This is a genomic window from Roseobacter sp. HKCCD7870 (assembly GCF_037830315.1).
Taxonomy (GTDB): Bacteria; Pseudomonadota; Alphaproteobacteria; order Rhodobacterales; family Rhodobacteraceae; genus M30B80.
The window spans coordinates 305,179-326,721 of sequence record NZ_JBBLYO010000001.1 but is presented as its reverse complement, the minus strand read 5'-3'; the positions used below and the strand labels follow the sequence as shown (position 1 = coordinate 326,721).

Annotated in this window: 23 protein-coding genes; 11 read left to right on the top strand and 12 right to left on the bottom strand. The window is 56.0% G+C overall.

Annotated features, from left to right (window positions below):
* The first annotated feature begins 3 nt into the window (after positions 1-3).
* The 3 genes from AAC637_RS01745 to AAC637_RS01735 are packed head-to-tail and all read left to right on the top strand — an operon-like array spanning position 4 to position 1,276.
* Complete coding sequence (locus AAC637_RS01745; RefSeq protein WP_340302052.1) at positions 4-900, top strand: MurR/RpiR family transcriptional regulator; 897 nt, start codon at positions 4-6, stop codon at positions 898-900.
* 28 nt (positions 901-928) lie between these two features.
* The gene (locus AAC637_RS01740) at positions 929-1,072 is read left to right on the top strand and encodes a hypothetical protein (RefSeq protein ID WP_340302051.1); all 144 of its coding nucleotides are present in this window, start codon (positions 929-931) and stop codon (positions 1,070-1,072) included.
* A gap of 3 nt (positions 1,073-1,075) precedes the next feature.
* Positions 1,076-1,276 (top strand): hypothetical protein, encoded by a 201-nt coding sequence (locus AAC637_RS01735; protein WP_340302050.1) that lies wholly within the window; start codon positions 1,076-1,078, stop codon positions 1,274-1,276.
* 30 nt (positions 1,277-1,306) lie between these two features.
* Here the strand turns inward: AAC637_RS01735 and AAC637_RS01730 are convergent, their stop codons facing one another.
* Positions 1,307-2,077, bottom strand: coding sequence for an SDR family NAD(P)-dependent oxidoreductase (locus tag AAC637_RS01730; RefSeq protein ID WP_340302049.1), 771 nt, complete (start codon positions 2,075-2,077; stop codon positions 1,307-1,309).
* A gap of 149 nt (positions 2,078-2,226) precedes the next feature.
* On the opposite strand from AAC637_RS01730, the gene AAC637_RS01725 reads away from it, so the two are divergent.
* Positions 2,227-3,303: a fatty acid desaturase gene (locus AAC637_RS01725; RefSeq protein ID WP_340302048.1), complete on the top strand. Its 1,077-nt coding sequence runs from the start codon at positions 2,227-2,229 to the stop codon at positions 3,301-3,303.
* Here the strand turns inward: AAC637_RS01725 and AAC637_RS01720 are convergent.
* The 3 genes from AAC637_RS01720 to AAC637_RS01710 are packed head-to-tail and all read right to left on the bottom strand — an operon-like array spanning position 3,300 to position 5,971.
* Positions 3,300-4,127, bottom strand: coding sequence for a class II fructose-bisphosphate aldolase (locus tag AAC637_RS01720; protein ID WP_340302047.1), 828 nt, complete (start codon positions 4,125-4,127; stop codon positions 3,300-3,302). The two genes, AAC637_RS01725 and AAC637_RS01720, sit on opposite strands and share 4 nt — an antisense overlap.
* Positions 4,124-4,981 (bottom strand): 5-deoxy-glucuronate isomerase, encoded by an 858-nt coding sequence (locus AAC637_RS01715; RefSeq protein WP_340302046.1) that lies wholly within the window; start codon positions 4,979-4,981, stop codon positions 4,124-4,126. Before AAC637_RS01715 ends, AAC637_RS01720 begins: the two co-directional genes overlap by 4 nt.
* Positions 4,982-4,993: 12 nt before the next feature.
* Positions 4,994-5,971, bottom strand: a complete 978-nt coding sequence (locus AAC637_RS01710) for a PfkB family carbohydrate kinase (RefSeq protein WP_340302045.1) — start codon at positions 5,969-5,971, stop codon at positions 4,994-4,996.
* 116 nt (positions 5,972-6,087) lie between these two features.
* Between AAC637_RS01710 and AAC637_RS01705 the strand changes: the two genes are divergently transcribed.
* From AAC637_RS01705 to AAC637_RS01695, 3 genes are read left to right on the top strand one after another with little or no spacing between them, the layout of a single operon-like run.
* Complete coding sequence (locus AAC637_RS01705) at positions 6,088-7,191, top strand: Gfo/Idh/MocA family protein (protein ID WP_340303120.1); 1,104 nt, start codon at positions 6,088-6,090, stop codon at positions 7,189-7,191.
* Positions 7,192-7,209: 18 nt separating this feature from the next.
* Positions 7,210-8,100 (top strand): sugar phosphate isomerase/epimerase family protein, encoded by an 891-nt coding sequence (locus tag AAC637_RS01700; protein ID WP_340302044.1) that lies wholly within the window; start codon positions 7,210-7,212, stop codon positions 8,098-8,100.
* A gap of 18 nt (positions 8,101-8,118) precedes the next feature.
* Positions 8,119-9,255, top strand: coding sequence for a Gfo/Idh/MocA family protein (locus AAC637_RS01695; RefSeq protein WP_340302043.1), 1,137 nt, complete (start codon positions 8,119-8,121; stop codon positions 9,253-9,255).
* Here the strand turns inward: AAC637_RS01695 and AAC637_RS01690 are convergent.
* The 4 genes from AAC637_RS01690 to AAC637_RS01675 all read right to left on the bottom strand — a co-directional run bounded on the left by AAC637_RS01690 (position 9,245) and on the right by AAC637_RS01675 (position 12,800).
* A complete protein-coding gene (locus tag AAC637_RS01690; RefSeq protein WP_340302042.1) occupies positions 9,245-10,252 on the bottom strand; it encodes a LacI family DNA-binding transcriptional regulator in 1,008 nt (335 codons plus the stop codon). The two genes, AAC637_RS01695 and AAC637_RS01690, sit on opposite strands and share 11 nt — an antisense overlap.
* Before the next feature lie 69 nt (positions 10,253-10,321).
* Positions 10,322-11,242: a ribokinase gene (locus AAC637_RS01685; protein WP_340302041.1), complete on the bottom strand. Its 921-nt coding sequence runs from the start codon at positions 11,240-11,242 to the stop codon at positions 10,322-10,324.
* Between the two features lie 9 nt (positions 11,243-11,251).
* Positions 11,252-11,704 carry an RbsD/FucU family protein gene (locus tag AAC637_RS01680; RefSeq protein WP_340242635.1) on the bottom strand — a complete coding sequence of 151 codons (453 nt, stop codon included), beginning with the start codon at positions 11,702-11,704 and terminating at the stop codon, positions 11,252-11,254.
* 31 nt (positions 11,705-11,735) lie between these two features.
* Positions 11,736-12,800 carry an ABC transporter ATP-binding protein gene (locus AAC637_RS01675; protein WP_340302040.1) on the bottom strand — a complete coding sequence of 355 codons (1,065 nt, stop codon included), beginning with the start codon at positions 12,798-12,800 and terminating at the stop codon, positions 11,736-11,738.
* 221 nt (positions 12,801-13,021) lie between these two features.
* Here AAC637_RS01675 and AAC637_RS01670 point away from each other — a divergent pair, with 221 nt between their 5' ends.
* From AAC637_RS01670 to AAC637_RS01655, 4 genes are all read left to right on the top strand, one after another.
* On the top strand, positions 13,022-14,671 hold the full coding sequence (locus tag AAC637_RS01670; RefSeq protein ID WP_340302039.1) for a substrate-binding domain-containing protein: 1,650 nt from the start codon (positions 13,022-13,024) through the stop codon (positions 14,669-14,671).
* Between the two features lie 83 nt (positions 14,672-14,754).
* Positions 14,755-15,936, top strand: coding sequence for a carbohydrate ABC transporter permease (locus AAC637_RS01665; RefSeq protein WP_340302038.1), 1,182 nt, complete (start codon positions 14,755-14,757; stop codon positions 15,934-15,936).
* Position 15,937: 1 nt separating this feature from the next.
* A complete protein-coding gene (locus tag AAC637_RS01660; protein WP_340251046.1) occupies positions 15,938-16,855 on the top strand; it encodes a carbohydrate ABC transporter permease in 918 nt (305 codons plus the stop codon).
* Positions 16,855-17,310 (top strand): RbsD/FucU family protein, encoded by a 456-nt coding sequence (locus AAC637_RS01655; RefSeq protein WP_340302037.1) that lies wholly within the window; start codon positions 16,855-16,857, stop codon positions 17,308-17,310. Before AAC637_RS01660 ends, AAC637_RS01655 begins: the two co-directional genes overlap by 1 nt.
* A 13-nt stretch (positions 17,311-17,323) precedes the next feature.
* Here AAC637_RS01655 and AAC637_RS01650 read toward each other — a convergent pair whose 3' ends face one another.
* From AAC637_RS01650 to AAC637_RS01635, 4 genes are read right to left on the bottom strand one after another with little or no spacing between them, the layout of a single operon-like run.
* Entirely contained in the window at positions 17,324-18,064 is a 741-nt protein-coding gene (locus AAC637_RS01650) for a creatininase family protein (RefSeq protein WP_340302036.1), read from the bottom strand.
* Positions 18,064-19,560 (bottom strand): FGGY-family carbohydrate kinase, encoded by a 1,497-nt coding sequence (locus AAC637_RS01645; RefSeq protein WP_340302035.1) that lies wholly within the window; start codon positions 19,558-19,560, stop codon positions 18,064-18,066. Before AAC637_RS01645 ends, AAC637_RS01650 begins: the two co-directional genes overlap by 1 nt.
* A gap of 15 nt (positions 19,561-19,575) precedes the next feature.
* Positions 19,576-20,667: a M42 family metallopeptidase gene (locus AAC637_RS01640; protein ID WP_340302034.1), complete on the bottom strand. Its 1,092-nt coding sequence runs from the start codon at positions 20,665-20,667 to the stop codon at positions 19,576-19,578.
* On the bottom strand, positions 20,664-21,500 hold the full coding sequence (locus AAC637_RS01635; RefSeq protein ID WP_340302033.1) for a BtpA/SgcQ family protein: 837 nt from the start codon (positions 21,498-21,500) through the stop codon (positions 20,664-20,666). Before AAC637_RS01635 ends, AAC637_RS01640 begins: the two co-directional genes overlap by 4 nt.
* Positions 21,501-21,543: the final 43 nt, after the last annotated feature.

The window sequence follows — 21,543 nt, the reverse complement described above, 5'->3', positions numbered from 1 at the left end:
GTGATGGATCACAAGACCTCCCTCAACGATACCCCGCCGCCTGATACCTATGAGGGGTTCATCCGCCTGATCCATGAACGTCACAGCGCGATGAGCAACACCTATCAGGCCATCGCGCTCTATCTGACGCAAAACCCCAATGATGTGGCGGTGCGTTCGGTCAATACGATTGCCGAAAGCTGCGGGGTGCATGCCTCGAGTTTCGTACGCTTTGCGCAGGCCTTGGGGTATAAAGGGTTTCGGGATGTGCAGGCCCTGTTCCAACAACGCCTAGAGACGGCTGCGCCTGGATTTGGGGCGCGCGTGCAATCCTTGCGTGATGGCATGGCCGCGCGCGATGATGTCTCGGAAATCGGATTCCTGCGCGAGATGATCGTGCAAGACATTGCTTCGCTCGAAGGTCTGGTTGATGAGATTTCAGGCCTTGATATGGCCGCCGCCGCCAAGCTGATGGAGCGGGCCGAAACCATTTATTTGGTCGGACAAAATCGATCTTCACCCGTGGTTTTGCTCATGCGCTATCTGCTGACCATGATTGGCAAACGCTGCATCCTTCTGGATGCCAGCGGCGGCCTTGCCACCCATATGGCGCGCAGTATGGGGCCGCGGGACGTGCTCTTTGCTGTATCCTTTCGCTACTACGCCAATGAGGTTGTGCAGATTGTCGATCAGGCCGCCTCGGCGGGGCATGATGTGATTGCCATTTCCGACACGACCCTATCGCCCCTCGCAAAATCGGCAAAGATCCTGCTTGCCGTGCCCGAATATCAGCAAAGCCTCTCTCGCTCCTTGGCCGCACCCATGTGCGTGGCGCAGGCTTTGGTCGTGGCGACAGCGGCGCGCCTACAAAAGGGGGCGGAGGCACCGCTGATCCCCCATGTGACCCAAAAAGACACTTGAACCCCGACTTCCAAAGGAAAGATCCGCAATGAGCGTGAAAAAAGACCTGGATGTCATCACAATTGGCCGCGCTTGGCTTACGGCGCAAATCAGCGATGCGCAGGCAATTTCGCAAATGGCAGATCGCTATCGCAGCTTCTCAGCGCTGTGGGATCAGGCCCGAAAAGGGTGAGAGATGGCCGCGCATAAAACCCTTGCTGATCCCATTTTCAACCCGCTGTGGCGGCGGGTGGCCTTGACCATATTTCTCTGCCTCTGGACGGGGGTCGAGATTTGGAACCAAACCTATGGGTGGGCCGCCTTCATCGCAGCCATCACGATCTATTGCGGGTCGAATTTCTTTTTCCTGTGGGAAGATGTCCCAAGCAAGGAATAAGGGCGGCAAATGTGCCGCCCCCTTGGTCGCTTAGATTGATCCAGCTTCGACCATGTAATTATTTGCGGTGCACATGGCCGCATCGTCAGAGGCCAAGAACAAAACCATCCGCGCGAGATAAACGGGTTCGATCTCATCGGGCAGACATTGACGATCGAGCGCCTCTTTCAAGGCCTCAGGCGTCACCCAAAGCTGTTTTTGCCGCTCTGTCATCACCCAGCCCGGAACGACCGTATTCACCCGAATGCGATGATCCCCCAAATCGCGCGCCATTGTGCGGGTCAGGCCGTGCACCGCCGATTTAGAACTGGTATAGGCGGGCATATCGCCACTGGCCTGCATCCAAGAGTTGGACCCAAAATTGATGATCGAGCCACCACCCGCCTCAATCATCGCGGGCGCTACGGCCTGAATGGCGAAAAACATATGACGCAGGTTGGTTGCATATCGCTCGTCCCAATAATCGGGTTCGACTGTCCGCCAGTCATGACGATCATCACGGGCGGCGTTATTCACCAAAACATGTGCCGGCCCGCAGGCCTCAGCCAATGATTTGAAGGCTGTTCGCAATGCAGAAATATCGCGCAGGTCACAGTGCTCGAAATGCACAGTAACGCCCAATTCGGCGGCCAAGGCCGCACCGCCGTTGGCATCAATATCGACAAAACCAACGCGGCTGCCTTGCGCCGCAAAAGCCTTGACGATTTCCGCGCCAATCCCAGATGCACCGCCCGTAACAAAGACGGATTTATCCTTTAGGCTCGGATATTTGGCGAATTGTGATTGATCAATCTGACCCATGGGTCTGCCCCTCCTTTGGCAATGCCTCTTTTCGCGCAAAACCTAACCGCTGCCCCTTTGGGCGGCAAGGCGCAAAGCGGTTATTCGTGGAAAGGATTGACAGAAATGAGTGGCAATGGTTGCATCTGTAAAGGCGTGCATAAGGGAGGATGCCCGTGAATAAGATCACCCGAGATTACAGCCTGCTTGGCGCATCTGCGGTCGAGGCCGAGGAAAAGGGTCTGGCCGCCGCGCAGTGGTATCACTCAGATATCCCGCGCGAGGATATGCGCCGCCTGATGCAGCGCAAAGATGGGCCTGCAATTCGTGATACGATCCTTTATTTCGCGGTCTTGATCACCTCTGCCACGGGCGGGATCATGCTGTGGGGGTCATGGTGGTCAGCGCCCTTTTGGGTGGTATATGCCACATTTTACACCGCAGGCGCAGATAGCCGCTGGCACGAGGCAGGTCATCGCACGGCGTTCTTGACCCATTGGATGAATGCCGTGGTCTATCACATCGCCTGCTTCATGCTGTTCCGTAATCCTGTCTTGTGGCGATGGAGCCATTCCCGCCACCACACTGACACGATCATCGTGGGCCGTGATCCCGAAATTATCACCATGCGCCCGCCGCAAATATTTAAGGTTCTATGGCTCTTTATTGGCAGCCATACATGGGATGGGTTCAAGGCCACGTTCCGCCACGCCCTTTATGGGCTGAACAAAGAAGAACGCAGTTTCACTCCTGACCGCTATTGGAAAAGGGCGCAGGTGATTGCGCAGATTTGGCTTGCGATCTGCGCCGTGGTTTTGGCATTGGTGCCGATCACTGGGTCGATCTTGCCGTTGATGTTGGTGGGGGTTGGCCCTGCCCTCTTGGGGTCATGGCATCTGATCATGACGGGGTTATTGCAGCACACCGGCATGGCCGATAACGTGCTTGATCACCGCCTCAATTCCCGTAGCGTTTACATGAACCCCATCAGCCGTTTCATCTATTGGAACATGAATTACCATGTTGAGCATCATATGTTCCCAATGGTGCCCTATCACAATCTGCCCGACCTGCATGAGGTGATCAAACATGATCTGCCGCCTGCAAATCGTGGCTTTGTCGATGGGCTGCGCGAGGTGGCGCATGCGCTGAAAATGCAGCTGAGTGAACCCGAATATCGGATTGAAAAAACCTTACCCCCAACCGCCAAACCCTATCAGGCGCATCTGCACGATCTGGCGGTTTAGGGTTTCAGCGCGCGCAAAATGGGGCGGGTCAGCGCGACCAAGGCTTCCTCGGTTTGGCCAAGGATTTTGATGCGATCAAATTCGGCGGGCTGCTCTGACATCACATGGGACAAGGCCGCACCAAACCCCATGCGCAATTCGGTTCCGATGTTGAATTTACAAATCTTAGACATGCGCGCCAAATCTTGACGCTCTCGCACAGGCACGCCTGAGCCGCCATGAATAACCAGTGGAATGTCACAAAGCGCCTCAATCGCGGCAAGGCGGTTGCGATCCAGACCGTGGTGCTTTTCTTGTTGCAAATGCACATTCCCGATGGAAATCGCCATTGCATCTATGCCCGTCTCTTGGGCAAATCGGGCAGCCTCCTCAGGGTCTGTGCCCCGCGATTTTGCCCCATCCGCATAGCCGACATACCCAATTTCACCTTCACAAGAGACACCCGCCGCATGGGCCATCTCTGCGATTTCGGCGGTGCGGGCAATGTTTAGCGACAGGGGCAGCGCCGAGCCGTCAAACATCACCGAGGAAAACCCTGCCGCTATTGCTGCGGCGCACTCCTCAAGTGACGTGCCGTGATCCAAATGGCTGACCACGGGCACTGAAACGCTTTTGGCCAATTCGCCAAACATCGCCCCCCAAACCGAAATCGGCATATGCGCCCGCGCGCCTGGGCCCGCCTGCAAAATAATGGGCAGCCGCTCTAATTCCGCGGCGCGCGTGTAGGCGCGCGCGTCCTCCCACCCCAAACAGACCACGCCTGCCACCGCATAACCTTGGGCTAAGGCGGGCGTCAGGACATCGGTGAGGGTCGCGCGGGTCATTTAAACTTGGCCACCATATCCAAAATGCCTGGGATCGTGTGGATCTGTTCGGCATGGGTTGGTTGGAAATATTGTTTGAGCGAGCGTTGGCTCAGGCCGCCTAGAATGGTGAAGTAATACATCTCATAGCCCGGCAGCGCGGCGCAAGGGTGATAGCCGCTATCAAGCAAAATGGTCGAGCCATCCATGATGTGATAGGCTTCGCCCACCTGATTATCGACCCGCTGCAACATTTGCACACCCGACCCGTAATTGGGGCGGAAGCGGAAATTATAGGTTTCATCATGACGGGTTTCGATGATCTCGCCCGCGTCATCGGTTCGATCCGTGTCATGTTTGTGGCTGGGAAAGCCTGACCAGCCCCCTGCCCCTACAGTGAACAATTCCGACACCAAAAGCCGCCCAACCTTATCCGCGTATTTTGTGCCGAGGATATGTTTGATCTTACGATGCGTTTTGGTGTCATCCGATCCGTATTGGATCACATCCAATTCCGCTTCGCGCACATCAAACGGCTCCAAAACTTTGTCATATTTGGCCCCCGCAATGAAGGTTTCAGTCGTGTCACTCACACATGTGATCCGCACCCGCGCGCCCACGGGAACATAAACCCCCTCGGGTTCGCCATCCCAAACATCGGCCCCGCGATTGCCAAGGCGGGGATAGGACGCGCCATCGACATCCACATCGACACTGCCCGTAGCAGGCACGATGCAAGTCTCATATCCCGCAACTTGATAGTCAAACACCTCGCCTTTTTTCAGCTTTACGATGTTGAAATAATTCAGCGGCACCAAGCCGTGATCTACGTCAACGATGGGTTTATTTTGGTTGTCATGGGGTGGGATATGCATCGGGCCCCTCCTTTACTGATGAATTTCGATGAATTGGGATAGGGTCGCGCGGTCGGGCATGGCCCCCGCACAACCGGGATGCGAGACGGTGATGGCCGCCGCTGCGGCACCTTGATCCACGGCATCGGCAAGGCTTGCACCATTGGCCAAGGCCGCAAGAGTTGCCGCCATAAAACTATCACCCGCCCCAACAGGCTTGAGCGGCGTGGCGGGATAGGTGCCTGTGCGAAGTTCCTGATCCCCCGTCATAGTGATCGCGCCTTCGGCCCCCATTTTGTAAATCACCAATTTGCCGCGCGCGGCCAAGCCCCGTGCCGCGTCAAGACCGCGCTCATAGGCGGCTGCCATAAATCCGAATTCCTCATCATTGCCGACAATCATCGCCGATGCGTCTGCCGCACGGGTCAGAACATCGGCTGCAACGTCTGGCGAGGGCCAAGAATAGGGCCGATAATCAATATCAAATATAATCGGCACACCCGCTTTTTTCGCCAAATCAAAAGCGGCAAAGGTGGCGCTGCGCGAAGGTTCCGCTGCGAAAACCGTGCCTGCGGTGACGAGCGCGCCAAAGCGGCCATAGTCAATATCGGCAACATCCTCAGGCGTGACCTGAAAATCGACTGCATTGTTGCGATAGATGCAGACCTGAAAATCCTCCATCACCGATTCATAAACCGCCAAGGAGGAGCGGTATTCCCCTGCTAGAGTGCGGATGTGCCCCACATCCACGCCATACTGGATCAGCTTGTTACGGATAAACCGCCCCACCGTGTCATCGCTCAGCGAGGTCACAAGCGCGGCTTGCATCCCCAATTTACAGAGGCCTGCACAAATATTCGCAGAAGACCCGCCAAGATCAGCCCGAAAATTTTCGCCGAATTCGGCCTTTACCCCAATCGGATCGGCATAGAGATCCATGCCCGCGCGGCCCAAAACCACGAAACTGCCTTTTGCGATACCATTGTGTAATTGCGCAGATAATTCGGACACTGGCCCCCGCCCCTCATTCGTGACCTTGCTTGCACTGCAATCGTGCTTGCATGACTATGCGTTCAAAGCTACTTCTTTTGCAACCGCTTGCAAGTGCATTTCACGAAGGTGCCGCCATGTCAGAAATTGGGATAGGAATTATCGGAGGCGGCTATATGGGCAAGGCTCATGCCGTGGCCATGTCCGCCGTTGGTGCGGTGTTCAACACCACGCTGCGGCCCCGTTTGGAAATGGTCTGCGCGAGCAGCACAAAAAGCGCAGAAGCCTATCGCGCTGAATATGGTTTTGCCCGCGCGACCGATGATTGGCGCGTTTTGGTCCATGATCCAAAGGTGGAGGCAATCATCATCGCCTCGCCACAAACCACACATCACGACATCGCGCTTGCCGCATTCGCGGCGAAAAAACCTGTTTTATGCGAAAAACCCCTTGGCGCTTCTTTGGCCGAAAGTCAGGCTATGGTCGTTGCGGCTGAGACCGCAGGTGTCGCCAATATGGTCGGTTTCAACTATATCCGCACCCCTGCCAGCCAATACGCCCGCGCGCTGATTGCACAGGGGGCAATTGGCCAAATCATATGGTTTCGCGGCGAACATACCGAAGATTTTTTGGCCGATCCAAACCTGCCCGCAAATTGGCGCACTTCGGGAATGGCCAATGGCACAATGGGGGATCTGGCCCCGCATATCATCAACGCAAGCCTTGCACTGATGGGGCCCATTGCATCGGTCATGGGGGTTTATGAAACCGTCCACACATCACGGCCCAAGGGCGTGGTGACCAATGACGACCATGCGCAGTTCATGTGTCGCTTTGAAAACGGGGCCATGGGGCAAATCTATGCTTCGCGCATCGCGACTGGCCGCAAAATGGGCTATGCTTACGAGATCACAGGCACCAAAGGCGCCATTCGATTTGATCAGGAAGATCAAAACGCGCTCTGGCTCTATGAGATGACAGGGCCAGAAGCCACGCGCGGCTTTCGCAAGATTTTAACGGGGCCTGCGCATCCTGATTATCTGCCCTTTTGCCAAGGGCCAGGTCATGGGACGGGCTATCAAGACCAAATCATCATCGAAGCCCGTGATTTTCTGCGCGCGATTGAAACGAGAGAGGCGATTTGGCCCACCTTCCGTGATGGTCACGATGTGAACCGCGTGATTGCCGCCGTAATCGCCTCAAGCGATCAAGGTGCGTGGTGCGATATTTCATCTGTTTAAACGAGGGCATAACCCATTATGACAATCGAAATCGGCAATGCGCCCTGCTCTTGGGGTGTTGAATTTGCAAATGATCCCCGCAATCCAACATGGCGCAAAGTCCTGCAGGATTGCGCTGAGGCGGGCTATCGCGGGATTGAACTGGGGCCTGTTGGCTTTATGCCCGAAGATCCAGCAATTTTGGGCGAGGCGCTTGATGAATTTGGCCTCACCTTGATTGGCGGCGTGATTTTCCGCCCCTATCACGACCCTGACGCATGGGAGGATGTGCTCGATGCCACGCATCGCACCGCCCGCGCCCTCAAGGCACATGGGGCCGAGCATCTGGTGATTATCGACAGTATCTCACCGCGCCGCGCCCCTACTGCGGGCCGCGCTGATGAGGCGGTGCAGATGGATAAGGCCGAATGGACTGGCTTTCGCGACCGCATCGTAGAAAGCGCGCGAATTGGCGCCGAAGACTATGGCCTCACGGTTGGCATCCACGCCCATGCGGCAGGATTTATGGATTTTGAACCTGAATTGATCCGACTGCTTGATGAGGTTGATGAGGGCCTTTTGAAAATCTGCTTTGACACGGGCCATCACTCCTATGCGGGGTTTGATCCTGTGGCCTTCATGCAAAAATATGTCAGCCGCATTTCCTACATGCATTTCAAAGATATAGACCCCAAGGTTAAGGCAGATGTGATTGCCAATCGCACAGGGTTTTATGAGGCCTGCGGACAGGGGATTTTCTGCAACCTCGGCCAAGGCGATGTAGATTTTGAGGCGGTGCGCAAGGTTCTTTTGGATGCAAATTTTGCAGGCTGGTGCACAGTCGAGCAAGATTGCGATCCAACCCTAGATGTGCGTCCTATTGATGACGCACGCGCCAACCGCGCCTATCTGCAATCCATTGGTATTTAAGCGAAAAGAGATCAAATCATGACAAAACTAAAATGGGGTCTTATCGGTGGTGGCGAAGGCAGCCAGATCGGCCCTGCGCATCGCTTAGGCGCACAGGCGGATGGGCATTTTGACTTTGTGGCAGGCGCTTTGGATCACCGCGCGGATGTGGGTCGCGCCTATGCACAGCGTCTGGGAATTGTCGCTGATCGCGCCTATGGCGATTGGCGCGAGATGTTGGCAGGGGAAAGCGCCCGCGAGGATCGCGTTGATCTCGTGACTGTGGCCACGCCAAATTCCACGCATTTTGAGATCACCAAAGCCTTTCTTGAAGCGGGCTTTAATGTTCTTTGCGAAAAGCCCATGACGGTGACAGTCGAAGAAGGCGAAGAAATCGTAAAAATCGCCCGCGCCAATGCCCGTATTTGCGCGGTGAATTATTGCTATTCCGCCTATCCGATGATCCGTCAGGCGCGTGCCATGGTGCGCGCGGGCGAATTGGGCAGTATTCGGTTGGTCGTCACCAATTTTAGTCATGGCCATCACGGCGATGCGGAAGATGCCGATAACCCACGGGTGCGGTGGCGCTATGACCCTGCGATGGCGGGTGTTTCTGGGCAGTTTGCTGATTGTGGGATCCATGCGCTGCATATGGCAGGGTTTATTTGTGACGATCACGTCACCACATTGTCCGCTGACTTCGCCTCAACAATTTCATCGCGCGTGCTCGAAGATGACGCGATGGTGAATTTCCGTATGTCCAAGGGCACTGTCGGGCGGCTCTGGACATCATCGGTTGCGATTGGCCGCCAACACGGGTTCGACATTCAAGTCTTTGGCGAAAAAGGCGGCATAAGATGGGCGTCAGAGCAGCCCAATCAATTGATCTATACCCGCACAGGCGGGCGCACGGAGATCATCGAAAAGGGCGAAGGGGGTTTGCATGACGAGGCCACGCGGCTCAGCCGTGTCGCCATTGCACATCCCGAAGGGTTCCCCTTGGCTGTGGCCAATATTTATAGCGATCTGGCCGATGCCATTCGTGGTCAGGCCCGTGATGGGTTGCCAACGGCAGAAGATGGATGTCGCTCGTTGGCGGCTGTTTATGCGGCGGTGGCCTCTGCCAAGGATCACGGCGCGTGGCAGGAGGCCCGCCCGCCCATGTTCAGGGGTTAAGCGCACGCAAACTTGCGCGTTCGACCAAATGACAAGGAAACATCTGTGCCTCAGCCTGCGGGCTGGGGTATTCACTTAGGTGCACGACAAGCGACAACGCAGCCCCCACAATCGCCTCAATCGGCTGCGCAATCGTGGTGAGGCGAATATTGGGCCACGCGGCCATTGCCATATCATTCAGCCCCAATATGCCAATATCATCAGGGCAGCCTAGACCTGCCGCGCCAATCGCGGCCATGGCGCCGATGGATAGAATATCATCGCCACAAAAATAAACCTCGGCAGGCCCCGCAGACAGTTCGGCGGACATAGCCGCCTGCCCCGCTTCAAACCGATAGGCGTGCACAAAGCGCGCGCGGCAGGTCAGCCCTGCCTCTGCAAGGGCCGCGCGGAAACCCGCCAAACGATCTTGGGTTGAGGTGGCCCCTTCTGGCCCGCCTAGAAACCCGATCTCGCGGTAGCCGCGCGCGATTAATGTCTCGCCCGCCAAACGGCCTGCAGCGTGGTTATCAATGCCCACCACATTGACCCGCGCCTGCGGATCATGGCGACCAAAGGCGTGAACCACAGGAACGCCCTCTTCATAGAATTGCTCGACCAAGCCAGCGGGCAAGGTGGATGAGGCCACCACCACCCCATCGACCGAATATTGCCGCAGCATTGCAGCGGCTTGTTCAATATCGCTCACATCGCTGAGATTAACCAAAAGTGGCCGCAACCCCATCTGCTGCAAGCCACGGGTGAACTGATCGAAAATCTCGAGAAAGACAGGGTTCTGGAAATTATTTGCAACCAAGCCAATCAGCTTACTGCGTCCAGTGGTCAGGGATGAGGCCAAGGCGTTTGGACGATAGCCAAGGGCAGCGGCGGCCGCCTCGACCCGCGCGCGCATCGCAGGCGAAACAGATGCACCATCGGTAAAGGCGCGCGACACGGCAGAGGGTGAAACCCCCGCCTTTGCCGCAACATCCCTAAGCGTGATTTTCGCCTTGCGCATCAAACCCGTCCCCTCTCCGCGTTTGACTATGACCCAAAGCGGGGAAGCGCGGCAATCACAAAGCGCGGCTTACGAGGACACGACCGCCTCAATCTCTGGGCGGGTTGGCATTGCGGGGGCCGTGCCTTGGCGGGTGACAGACAGGCTTGCAGTCGCGCAAGCAAAGCGCAACGCGGCCTCGATCCCCTGCCCTTCGGCAAGCGCCACAGCAAAGCCGCCATTGAACGCATCCCCCGCGCCCGTTGTCTCGACCACCGCGCCGCAGTTAAAGGCGGGTTGGTGCAGGGTTTGCTGACCGTCATGGTAAAGGGCGCCTTGCTCACCCAAGGTGATCACCGCCGCTTTGGCACCAAGATTAAGCAATTTTTGCGCGGCCAATTGCGCAGTTTCAGGCGTGGTCACCTTCGCCCCTGTCAACTGCTCCGCCTCAATCTCATTGGGCGTCACATAATCACAAAGGCCCAAGATATCCCGCCCTAATTCTTGCGCAGGTGCGGGGTTTAAGATCGTCAGCGCCCCTGCGGATTTCGCCATGCTCAACCCGTGCTTTGCAGCGGACAAAGGTTGTTCAAGTTGGGTCATGAAAACCTTTGCCGTGTTGATGACGCTGGCGCGCGCCTCAAGATCGGCAACCGCAATCTCGGCGGCCGCACCGGGGCTGACGATAATCGCGTTATTGCCGCTGCCCTCTTCGATAAAGATATACGCAGCCCCCGTATAGCTTTCGGGGTGGTGGCTGACATGGGGGGTCACGCCGCACTCGGCCCAAAGATCAAGCGCCATCTTGGCAAAATCATCTTGGCCAAGCCGCGTGATCATATGCACATCCCCGCCTGCCTTGGCGGCCGCAACCGATTGGTTCGACCCTTTGCCACCTGGCCCCAACACAAAACGTGATCCAATCAGCGTCTCGCCCATCACGGGCTGACGCGGCGCGGTATAGGCCGTATCAGCCACAAATACGCCCAAAATCACAATCGCCTTAGACATCCATTTCCCCTATGCGTCAGGGCCAATCACGCCTTTGCGCAACATGAAGCAGCCATAAAAACGCCGCTCGCCCGTTTGAATCACAGCATAGCTTTGCCGCGCCATATCATAAAAGGCAAATCGCTCAATGCTGATCATGGGCCGCTCCGCCCCTTCGGCGGCGTTGATTTTTTGCTGCACCTCGGCCTGAACGGCGGGGATTGTGTCAGGCTCGCCCACAATTTCCATACGGCCTGCAAAATCATCAACAAAAGTATCAAGGGGCATGACCGAAAGAACCGCCTCGACCGCCTCGGCCGCGGTGAGGTTATCCATGCGCAACAGGTTGCCGTAAACCGTGGCGCGGGCAACCGAGTCGGATGGAAAATTCGTGTCCGCAATGATCAGAACATCGCCATGCCCCATCATGCGCAAAACATGCAAAACATCGGCATTAAGCCTTGGATCAATTCCTTTCAGCATGATACCCTCCCCTTTTCTCGAATAGTGATGATCACACGCGTTCTTTGGTGGATTTATCGAAAATATGCAGGCCATCTGGATCAGCCGTCATCGTGATCGTTTGGCCCACCTTGAAATCGCGCCGCTCGCGCGAGATCAGCGTAAAATCCTGCCCCGTGCTATGGCGCAACATCACATGTGTCTCTGAACCTGTTGGTTCTATCACTGAAATCGTGCCAGAAATCCCCTTATCCGCGATTTGTAGGGCCTCGGGACGGATGCCGATGATGACCTCTTGGCCTTCGGCAACGCCCGCCCCTTTTGGCAAGGAAACCACCGCACCACCGATCTGCGCCGCCACAGAACGCCCAGATTTGACCACCTGACCTTCAAAGAAATTCATCGAAGGGCTGCCGATAAAGCCCGCAACAAAGACATTGCGCGGGCGGTCATATAGCTCCAGCGGGGTGCCAATTTGTTCGATATAGCCGCCCTGCATGACCACAATCTTATCGGCCATCGTCATCGCTTCGATTTGGTCATGGGTCACATAAACTGTGGTTGTTTGTAGCCTTTGGTGCAATTCCCGAATTTCGGTGCGCATTTGCACGCGCAATTTCGCATCAAGGTTTGAAAGCGGCTCATCAAACAAAAACACCTGCGGGTCACGCACAATGGCGCGCCCCATGGCAACGCGTTGGCGCTGCCCGCCTGACAAGGCGCGGGGATAGCGATCAAGATAGGGGGTCAGACCCAAAATCTCGGCGGCGCGATCAACGCGGCTGTTGATCTCACCCTTATCCATGCCACGCATCCGCAGAGAAAAGGCCATATTGGCACGCACTGTCTTATGAGGGTAAAGCGCGTAATTCTGGAACACCATTGCGATGTCCCGCTCGGCAGGTGGTAGGTTGTTGACCAGACGATCCCCAATGTGAATCGTGCCCCCCGTGATCCCCTCAAGCCCCGCAATCATGCGCAACAGCGTGGATTTCCCACATCCCGAGGGGCCCACCAGAACAACAAATTCGCCATCCTCAATATCGACATCCAACCCATGCAATACGGCCGTTTCGCCGTAAGACTTCAGCAAAGATCGGATTTCTACGCCTGCCATTCTGTCACTCCTCTCATGCGCTTTGGCTTGGACGTTAAGAGGAAAATTTTGTGCTGTCCATGACTTAAACATACTAACATGTTAGAATCTTGACAGACGCAAATCTGGCTGAAAAGGTGGGGGGGCTGGCTTGAGCGAAATCAGCACTATCCGCGGGAGGCGGGCAAAGCTGGCACACCGACTGTTGTCAAAGACGCGAAAAATATCTGGGAGGATAGGTCGTGAAAGTTGAAATGTATAAGGCTATTATGGCTGCGCAAATGAGCCGCCGTAATATGCTCAAAGGTGCCGCCAGTGTCGGCGCGATGGCCGCAATCAGCGGCGCGGGCGCATTGACAGGTGCTAAACCTGCCCAAGCCGCAGCACATGGCGATTTGCGGGCGCAATTGTTACAAATTCCAGGTGTCGGCATGGGTTCACCCACCGATGCAGACTGGCAGCGCGTTGGCGAATTATGCCTCGGGCCAACCCGTGAACGTGTTGCTGAAGGCGAGTTTGAAGGTGTTGAACTTACCTTCTTGGGCCTCAACAACCAAAACCTGCATAACTTCTTGTTCCGTGGTTTCCTCAAACCATGGGAGGCCTATACTGGCGCGAAGATCAACTGGATCGACCTTGCACAGGCCGATTATAACCCCCGTCTGCAGCAAGCGATTGCAACCGGCACAGTTGATTTCGACATCATCGAAATGGGCGCCCCATTTGAAGGTGACACCGCAGGCAAAGGCCTGTTGGATGAAATGCCAGAGTGGGTGAAAGACCAGATCGAAGCCGATGATTTGGTTGGGTATTTGCAGCCACCCGTGGGGACATGGGATGGCAAATCCTATCGCATCACCATTGATGGCGACTGCCATACATTCTGCTATCGCAAGGATTACTTCGGCGATGGCGCAATCGGTGGGGCCGAAGTGCCGCGCACATGGCAACAGGTGAACCAAGTGACCAAAGATTTGGTTGGCAAGACCGACCCCCTGACCGGTCTGCCTGCACATGGCTATCTTGATCCGCTCAAAGGTTGGGGTGGTTTTGGCTTCTACTTTATCGCCAACCGCGCGGCTGCATATGCCAAGCACCCAAATGATCCCGCGTGGCTGTTTGATCCAGACACTATGGCCCCACGGGTGAACAACCCAGCATGGGTTCAGGCCATCCAAGATGTGATGGATTTGATCGACACCCCAGGCGCCTACCCTGCGGATCAGATCAATGCTGACCCTGGCACAACGGGCTTCCAGCAATTCTTGGCTGGCACAGGGTCGATGCTGATGTGGTGGGGTGATATTGGCTCGAACGCGCGCACATCAGACACCTCCGTTGTGGGGGATGTCGTGGGCTTCGGCATCAATCCAGGTTCGGATCGGGTCTACAACTCGCAAACAGGCCAGTGGGAAGACAGCTATAACGAAGCGCCCAACATGGCCTATCTGGGCTGGGGCATCTATGTCACCAAGAACGTGCAGGGCGATGACCTCAAGCGCAAAGCGGCTTGGTCAGCGGCAGCACATCTGGGCGGCAAAGATATCTCGCTGTGGATGTCGGCCTATCCATCGGGCTTCCAGCCCTATCGTAACTCGCACTTCCAGTATGACGAATGGGAAGCGGCGGGCTATGACCGCGATTATGTCGAGGATTATCTGGGCTCGAACGCGGATAGCTACAACCACCCCAACGCGGCGATTGAGCCTCGTATCCCTGGCATCTTCCAATATTACTCGGTGGCGGAAGACGAATTGGCCAAAGGCTTTGCGGGTCAATACGGATCGGCACAAGAGACCGCCGATGCGATTGCAGCCGCATGGGAAGGCATCACCGATCAAATCGGTCGTGACACCCAAGTCAGCCTCTATCGCGCCTCTCTCGGGCTCTAAGCGCAAAAAACACGCTGTGGCCGATCATTCAGGGTCGGCCACAGATTTGTTAATCCATTTACGCAATAAATCGGGCGATAGGCATGGAAGACGGCGACAGGCTTCACGTGGTGACGGCGGATCATATTTCGGATCAACGCCGCCGTTTGGGGAAAGCCCTTGTCTGGGGATCAGCCGCGCTGATGGCCTTGATCATGGTCTTACAGACCCTTGATGGGATTGGCACGCTGTCTATCGGGTTTGAAAATTGGAGGCCCTCGCTTTATGCGTATCTCTTATGGTCAACTTGCCTTTGCGTGTCGCAGGTTTTGATCCGCGGCGAACATGGAAAGCGCACATTATTTGTTCTGCCCGCGGCATTATTCGTGATCTCCATGGTGGTGTTCCCGCTGCTCTTTGGATTGATCATTGCCTTTTCAGATTGGAACCTGTCCTCGCCCGATGGGCGGCAATTTAACGGCATCGACAATCTGCGGCAGATGGCGAGCGACCCGTTTTACTGGAACGCGATGCGCAACATGGTTTGGTATACGGCCGCTATTGCAGTGGAATATGCGATTGCCTTTGGCCTTGCGCTATTGCTGAACGGGCAAATTCGAGGGCGCAAATTCTTTCGTGTGGCCTTCCTTCTGCCATTGATGCTGTCCCCCGTTGCAGTCAGCTGGATGATCGGCAAATCCATGTTGGAAATCCGCTTTGGCCCGATTTCGCGCTTTATGCGCTATATCGCCGCCGAGCCTTCAGCCGACCTGCCTGCCCCGCTGTTTTGGCTGGCTTCCTATATCAGTGATTTTGGTCAATGGTTGGGATGGGCAAGCCCGTCCTTCTTCGGCTCTGCGGGCGTTGCGCGCGCGATGATCATGATGATGGACGCGTGGACGTTCATCCCTTTCATGATGATCATGATCCTTGCAGGGCTTCAGGCAATCCCGCGCGAATTGTTCGAAGCGGCCGAGGTCGATGGCGCCTCGAAATGGCGGCAATTTTGGGAGGTGACCTTCCCCTTAATGTTGCCCGTTTCCATCACTGCGATTTTGATCCGCATTATCTTTAAGCTCAAATTGGCGGATATCATCATCAACATCACCTCGGGCGGGCCAGGCGGCGCGACCGATAGTGTAACCAGCTTTATTTTCCGAGAATATCGTGACCGATCCAATGTGGGATATGGCACGCTTTTGGCGATTGTTTATTTGGTTGTGATCGTGATTGCGATGACAATCCTGATGAAACTGGCAGATCGCTGGATGAAACCGAGGTATTAAAATGTCGGCGCAGATTTTCAAAGACAGCGACACTGACCGCAAATTTCGCCCCGTTTGGTATCTCTCGCGCGGCCTGATCTATGGCGTGTTGATCCTTTGGGCCATTGTGTGCCTGTTTCCAATTTTTTGGACAGCCACAACAGCCTTTAAGACCGCGCCTGATGTGATGCAGGGCAATATAATCCCTTGGGCAGATTTCACGCCCAATTGGTTGGGGTGGCGCTCGCTTGGCCTGTCACCTGATACGATCGGAAACGAATCCACCGTGCGCGAAGAATTTCTCAAGCGCTTTTGGAATTCGACAGTCGTCTCTGTCACCGCTTCGTTTTTTGCGGTCGTTTTGGGCAGTTGCGCCGCCTATGGCCTGTCGCGGTTCAGCTACAAATTTGGCTTCATGCGCAATTCGGACATCTCGTTCTTCTTCCTCAGCCAGTTGATCCTGCCGCCTGTGGTTTTGGCCCTGCCCTTTTTGGTTTTGTATAAGTCGCTTGATCTTCTCGACACGCGGATTGGGTTGATCTTGCTTTATACGCTGACAGTTTTGCCCATTGTTATTTGGATCATGCGGGATCAGTTCAGCTCAATCCCGACCGAGTTGGAAGAGGCAGCTTTGGTTGATGGGTTGTCGATCTGGGGGGCCTTTAGCACCATTGTGATGCCAATCGCCCTGCCCGGTATGGTGGCCGCGTTCATCTTGTCGCTTGTGCTGACATGGAACGAGTATTTCTTTGCAGCACTTCTGACCTCATCTGCGGCAAAGACCTTGCCTGTGATGGTGGCCTCACAAACGGGCTCACAGGGCATTTCATGGTGGTCTATGGCGGCGCTGTCCTTTGCGGCGATTGTGCCCTTGATCATCATCGGCATCATCCTTGAGCGATACATCATCAAGGGCATGGCAGCAGGGGCGGTCAAATAATGCTGAAGGGCATTGATCAGCGCCTTTCTGCTGAAATCGTCTATGCGCTGATGCAAATGGGGCATGGGGATGATCTGGTGATCTGCGACATCAACCACCCCGCCGTGACCATCGCAAAAGAGACGACCTATGGCCGCCTTTTGGATATGGCGGGGTGCGATATTCCGACCGCAACGCGCGCCATTCTGTCCCTCATGCCGCTCGATAGCTTTGTCCCTGCCCCCGTTAGGCGGATGCAAGTTGTGGGTGACCCCGAAGGCGTAGTGCCTATTTTCGACAAGATGCAGAAGGTTCTCGATGCCTCAAACGGTGCGCCTGTCTTGGTCGAGGCCTTGGAACGATTTGCCTTCTACGAGGCCGCAAAGCGGGCCTTTTGCATCATTCGCACCGCCGATAGCGGGCCTTACGGCTGCTTTATCCTGAAAAAAGGTGTGGTGGATTTAGCGCCGCTTTAGCGCGCGCGGGGTGTTAGCTCAGGCGCTTGCGTATCTCAGCCATGATCAAGGACACCCCTTTCGCGCCAAGCTCTGGTGTCGCCTCACTCGCGCTGGACGTATACCATGCTGTGTTCTGCGCCATGCGTGCAGCCTCGACCACATCGGGGGCAAGCGCCATCATCAGGGCAGTTTCCCCTGCCCCTGCATGATCAAAGGGATAATGCGCCGTCACCTCGGGCCCCATAAGCGGGTGAATTTTGATCCAGTTGAAGGGATCACTGCCCGTGGCATGCTCGGCATAGTAATCGGCCATGGCGTTATCGCCCCACCACCCTTCGCCGCGCGTCTCTTGCAGATACCGAAACAAGGCGCGCCGCGCCGCGAATTTGAACGCCAGATCGGTTGGCATACCTGCGGTGAAGTTTTCCGATTGGTGATGGATAATGCCGTGAATATTGCGAAACCCGATGCGCAAAAGCGCAAAAAACATGTCCTCGGCCAGTGCCGAAATTCTGGATGCATCAATATCCATGCTGCCCGTGCCCTCTGGCCCCGCAACCGCATAACTGGCCGCGCCATAGGCAAAGGGCGGTAGGATCACCAAATCCATCTCCGCCTCAAGACGCGTGAGGATCTCTGTGACCGCCAAGAGATCCATCCCAACAGCCATATGTTCGCCGTGATATTCCATAACCCCAAGCGCCAAGGCGACAGGCGTGTTTTCGGCAATCGCATGCCGAATTTGATGGGGCAACATCCGCTCGAAGCGCATCACTGCCCCCCAGATAGGCTATGCGCCACGCCACGGCTGTCCTCGTATAATTGGCGGAACAGCTTATAGTGACGGGCATGCGCCGCACTATGGTTGGGCGCCACTTCGTGGGCGGCAGGGTTCCATTTGCTGATATCCTCGGGCCGCGCAGCCCCAATGGCGCAGGCGGCAAGGAATGCATCCCCAAATGACGCGCCGATGGTCTTTTCACAGACGATCTGCGGGATATTCCCAAAATCCGAGGTTGCCTGTAACCACAGCGGGTTTTTCGTGCCGCCCCCAACCGCCAAACAGCGTTCGGGTGCATGGCCAATCTCGTGATAGGTTTCGATGACATGGGCGGTTCCCATCGCGATCCCCTCAATGAAGGCGCGATAGATGTCGCCACGGCTATGGGTCAGGTTCAGGCCAAAAATCGCCCCTTTGGCCAGCGGGTCATGGATCGGCGTCCTTTCGCCCGAAAAATAGGGCAAAACCAAAACGCCATTGGCCCCCACGGGGGAGGCTGCCGCCTCCTGTGCCAATGTGCCAAAGGCGGTGTCCTTTGGCAGGTCTGAGGCGAACCTGTCGCGAAACCAATGGGTGAGCGTGCCCGATGTGGCAAGGCCCGCCATTGAGGCGTGGCTGTCGGGCCAAAGCCATGGCGCATACCACAGCCGTGCGTCACTCACCCGTTCTACGGTGCGCTGTATGATAAAGATGGTCGAGCCGTACATCATCATCATATCACCCGACTCTTGCACCCCGACACTCAACGCCTCGGCAGCGGCATCAATTGTGCCTGCCGTGACAGGGGTGCCAACGGCCAATCCCGTCTGCGCTGCGGCCTGTTCGGTCACCCGCCCTGCAATCTCGCTTGACCATAAAAGGCGCGGCAAACGCCCCGTTTCGATGATCTGATCGCTTAAGGATTGTGTCCAGTCCTGCGTGGTTACATCGTAAAGCGGGCTGAAATTTGCGGCTGTGTAATGGTCAATGACATGTTCCCCCGTCAGGCGATGCACGAGAAACGAGGTCGAGGTCAGAATTTTTGCTGTGGCCGCGTAAAGATCGGGCTGCGTCTCTTTGAGCCATAGGATTTTTGGCCCCACAGATTGCGAGGTCAGCGCGTTGCCGCAGCGTGCCAAGATCTGATCTTCGCCAATCTCAGCGTTAAGGCGGTCAATTTGCGCGGTGGCGCGGGTATCCACCCCATAAAGCACGCCATTCATCAAGGGCGTCCCTGCGGCATCCACGGGCAGCATACAGGGGCCAATGGCTGAGGTGGCGATGCTGGCAATCTCCTGCGGATCAACCCCAGACTGGGCAAGCAGCGCCTTGGTGACCGCAACGAAATCACCCCACCAATCTTCTTCTGCGCGATGCTCGGCCCAACCCGCGCGTGGCACGATCATCTCATGTCTGACAGCGGCCTGCGCCAAAATCTGGCCGACCTCATTGGTCAAAACACCTTTTGTCTCATAGGTGCCAATGTCTACACCAAGAAACACGGCCATCGCCCAAGCCCCCCGTTAATCGCGGTTGAGATTGAAATCTGGGCCAATTTGCGCAAGCCCTGTTTCAAGAAGCTGCGCAAGATCAGTCAAATCCCTGAGCGCGCAAACCTCGAGACTGGAATGGGTGTAACGGCATGGAAAACCCAAATCGATTGCGGCAACACCCTGCCCCATCTGCTGAATATAGGATAGGTCGGTCAAAACCCCGACCTGCGCGCTGCGCTGCAGGGGCAGATTGGCCGTTTTGGCAGCGCCTTCAAATAGGGCAACCATCTTAGGGTGCGGGATCACACCATTGAGGGTGCCCCGACCGTGAAAGGAATAGAGCGACATTCCCGGGCCACCGCCCAAAACCATCTCGCCCCGATCCGCCATGTCAGGCGTGTCACAGGCCAGCATCAGATCCAATTGTATGGCAATATCGGGCTGCAAAATTTGTGCAGCAGACATTGCACCCCGCAAATTGAATTCTTCTTGAATCGAAAAGACAATGGCAACAGGCGGCCCTGATTTGCGCGCTTGAAGGCGCGCGGCCAAATCCAGAAGAACGGCACAGCCCGCGCGATCATCAACGGCTGTGCCCGCAATGCGGCCATTTGCCAATTCGATCACATTGGGCCGATAGACCACGGGCGTGCCTATTTGCACCCCTGCGGCCTCTGCCTCAGCCTTGGCTGTAAAGCCTGCATCAATGCGAATCTGCGGCGTGGTCAAAACCTGATATTTCTCGTCAGGGGTGGTTGCGTGATGCGATTTATTAGCAATCACAGCATCAATATCACGCCCCTCCCCGATACAGAGCCGCACCGCCTGCGAGGCTTGCGCACGCTCGGGCACGCCGCCCATGCGTTCAACCCTGATGCTGCCATCTTGTTCGATTTTACGCACAAAGAACCCAAGCTGATCCATATGCGCAAAAACCATCACGGACGGCGCATCAGGATCGCCTGAAAACCGCGCGATGAGATTGCCGAGCCTGTCGGTTTCATGCGCAATACCCATTTGCGACAGACGCGCCGCAATCGCGCGGCGCACCCGATCCTCATGGCCTGACAGGCCCACGATCTGCATCAGATCAATAAGATCTTTTTTTAATTGCTCGCTCATCTGATTGCTCGCACCCGATCCATGAAATCCTTGGCCCTATCAGGATCAACCGCGTTCCATGTATGCCCATCCACCTTGAGCGCCGATCCAATAATACAACCATCCGCGACCCGCATAACATCGGCCACAGTTTCATGCTTAACGCCTGTATTCGCCAAAACGGGCGCATCGGGCAAAGCCGTTTTGACGCTTTCGAGATCCTCCATTTTCGCGGCCTCGCCCGTGATGGTGCCAGAGACTAGAACCGCATCAGGGATGGACGAGAACACGGCGCTGCGCGCACGATCCGCGACCGAGCGCTGATCAAGGCTATAGGCGAATTCGGCACTAATGTTGAAAAACTTTGCAACATCGCCCGCGCCGACACGCGCGCCATAGCGATAGGCCGCACCTGCATCAGGCGCCCAAACCCCCATATCCGAGGCATAGGTGCCCGTGAAAATCTCACGCACAAAACGCGCGCCCGTTGCCGCCGCCAAAGCAAGGCTTGCTTTTGGATCCCACAAAACATTCACGCCAAAAGGCACAGTGATCTCATCGCGCAGCCGACCGATGACATAGGCCATGGTCGCAGTCGAGGCAGTATCTACATTCAATTCATAGGGGCGATCATTCTCATTTCCAAACATCACCGCATCAACGCCTGCGGCCTGTAAGGCGTGCAAATCTTTCCTGCAGCCTGCAATCAACCCCTCAATACCTGCCTCTGCATCATAGAGCGGCGCACCTGGCAGGGCGCCGAAATGAACCATGGCGATGACAGGTTTCTTATCCCCAAAAATAGCTTTGAATTTCTGCACGATACTCTCCCATGCGCGAACTGCGCGAGACATAGCCTAACGTGAAACTATCTTGCATCCAAGGCAAAACATACTA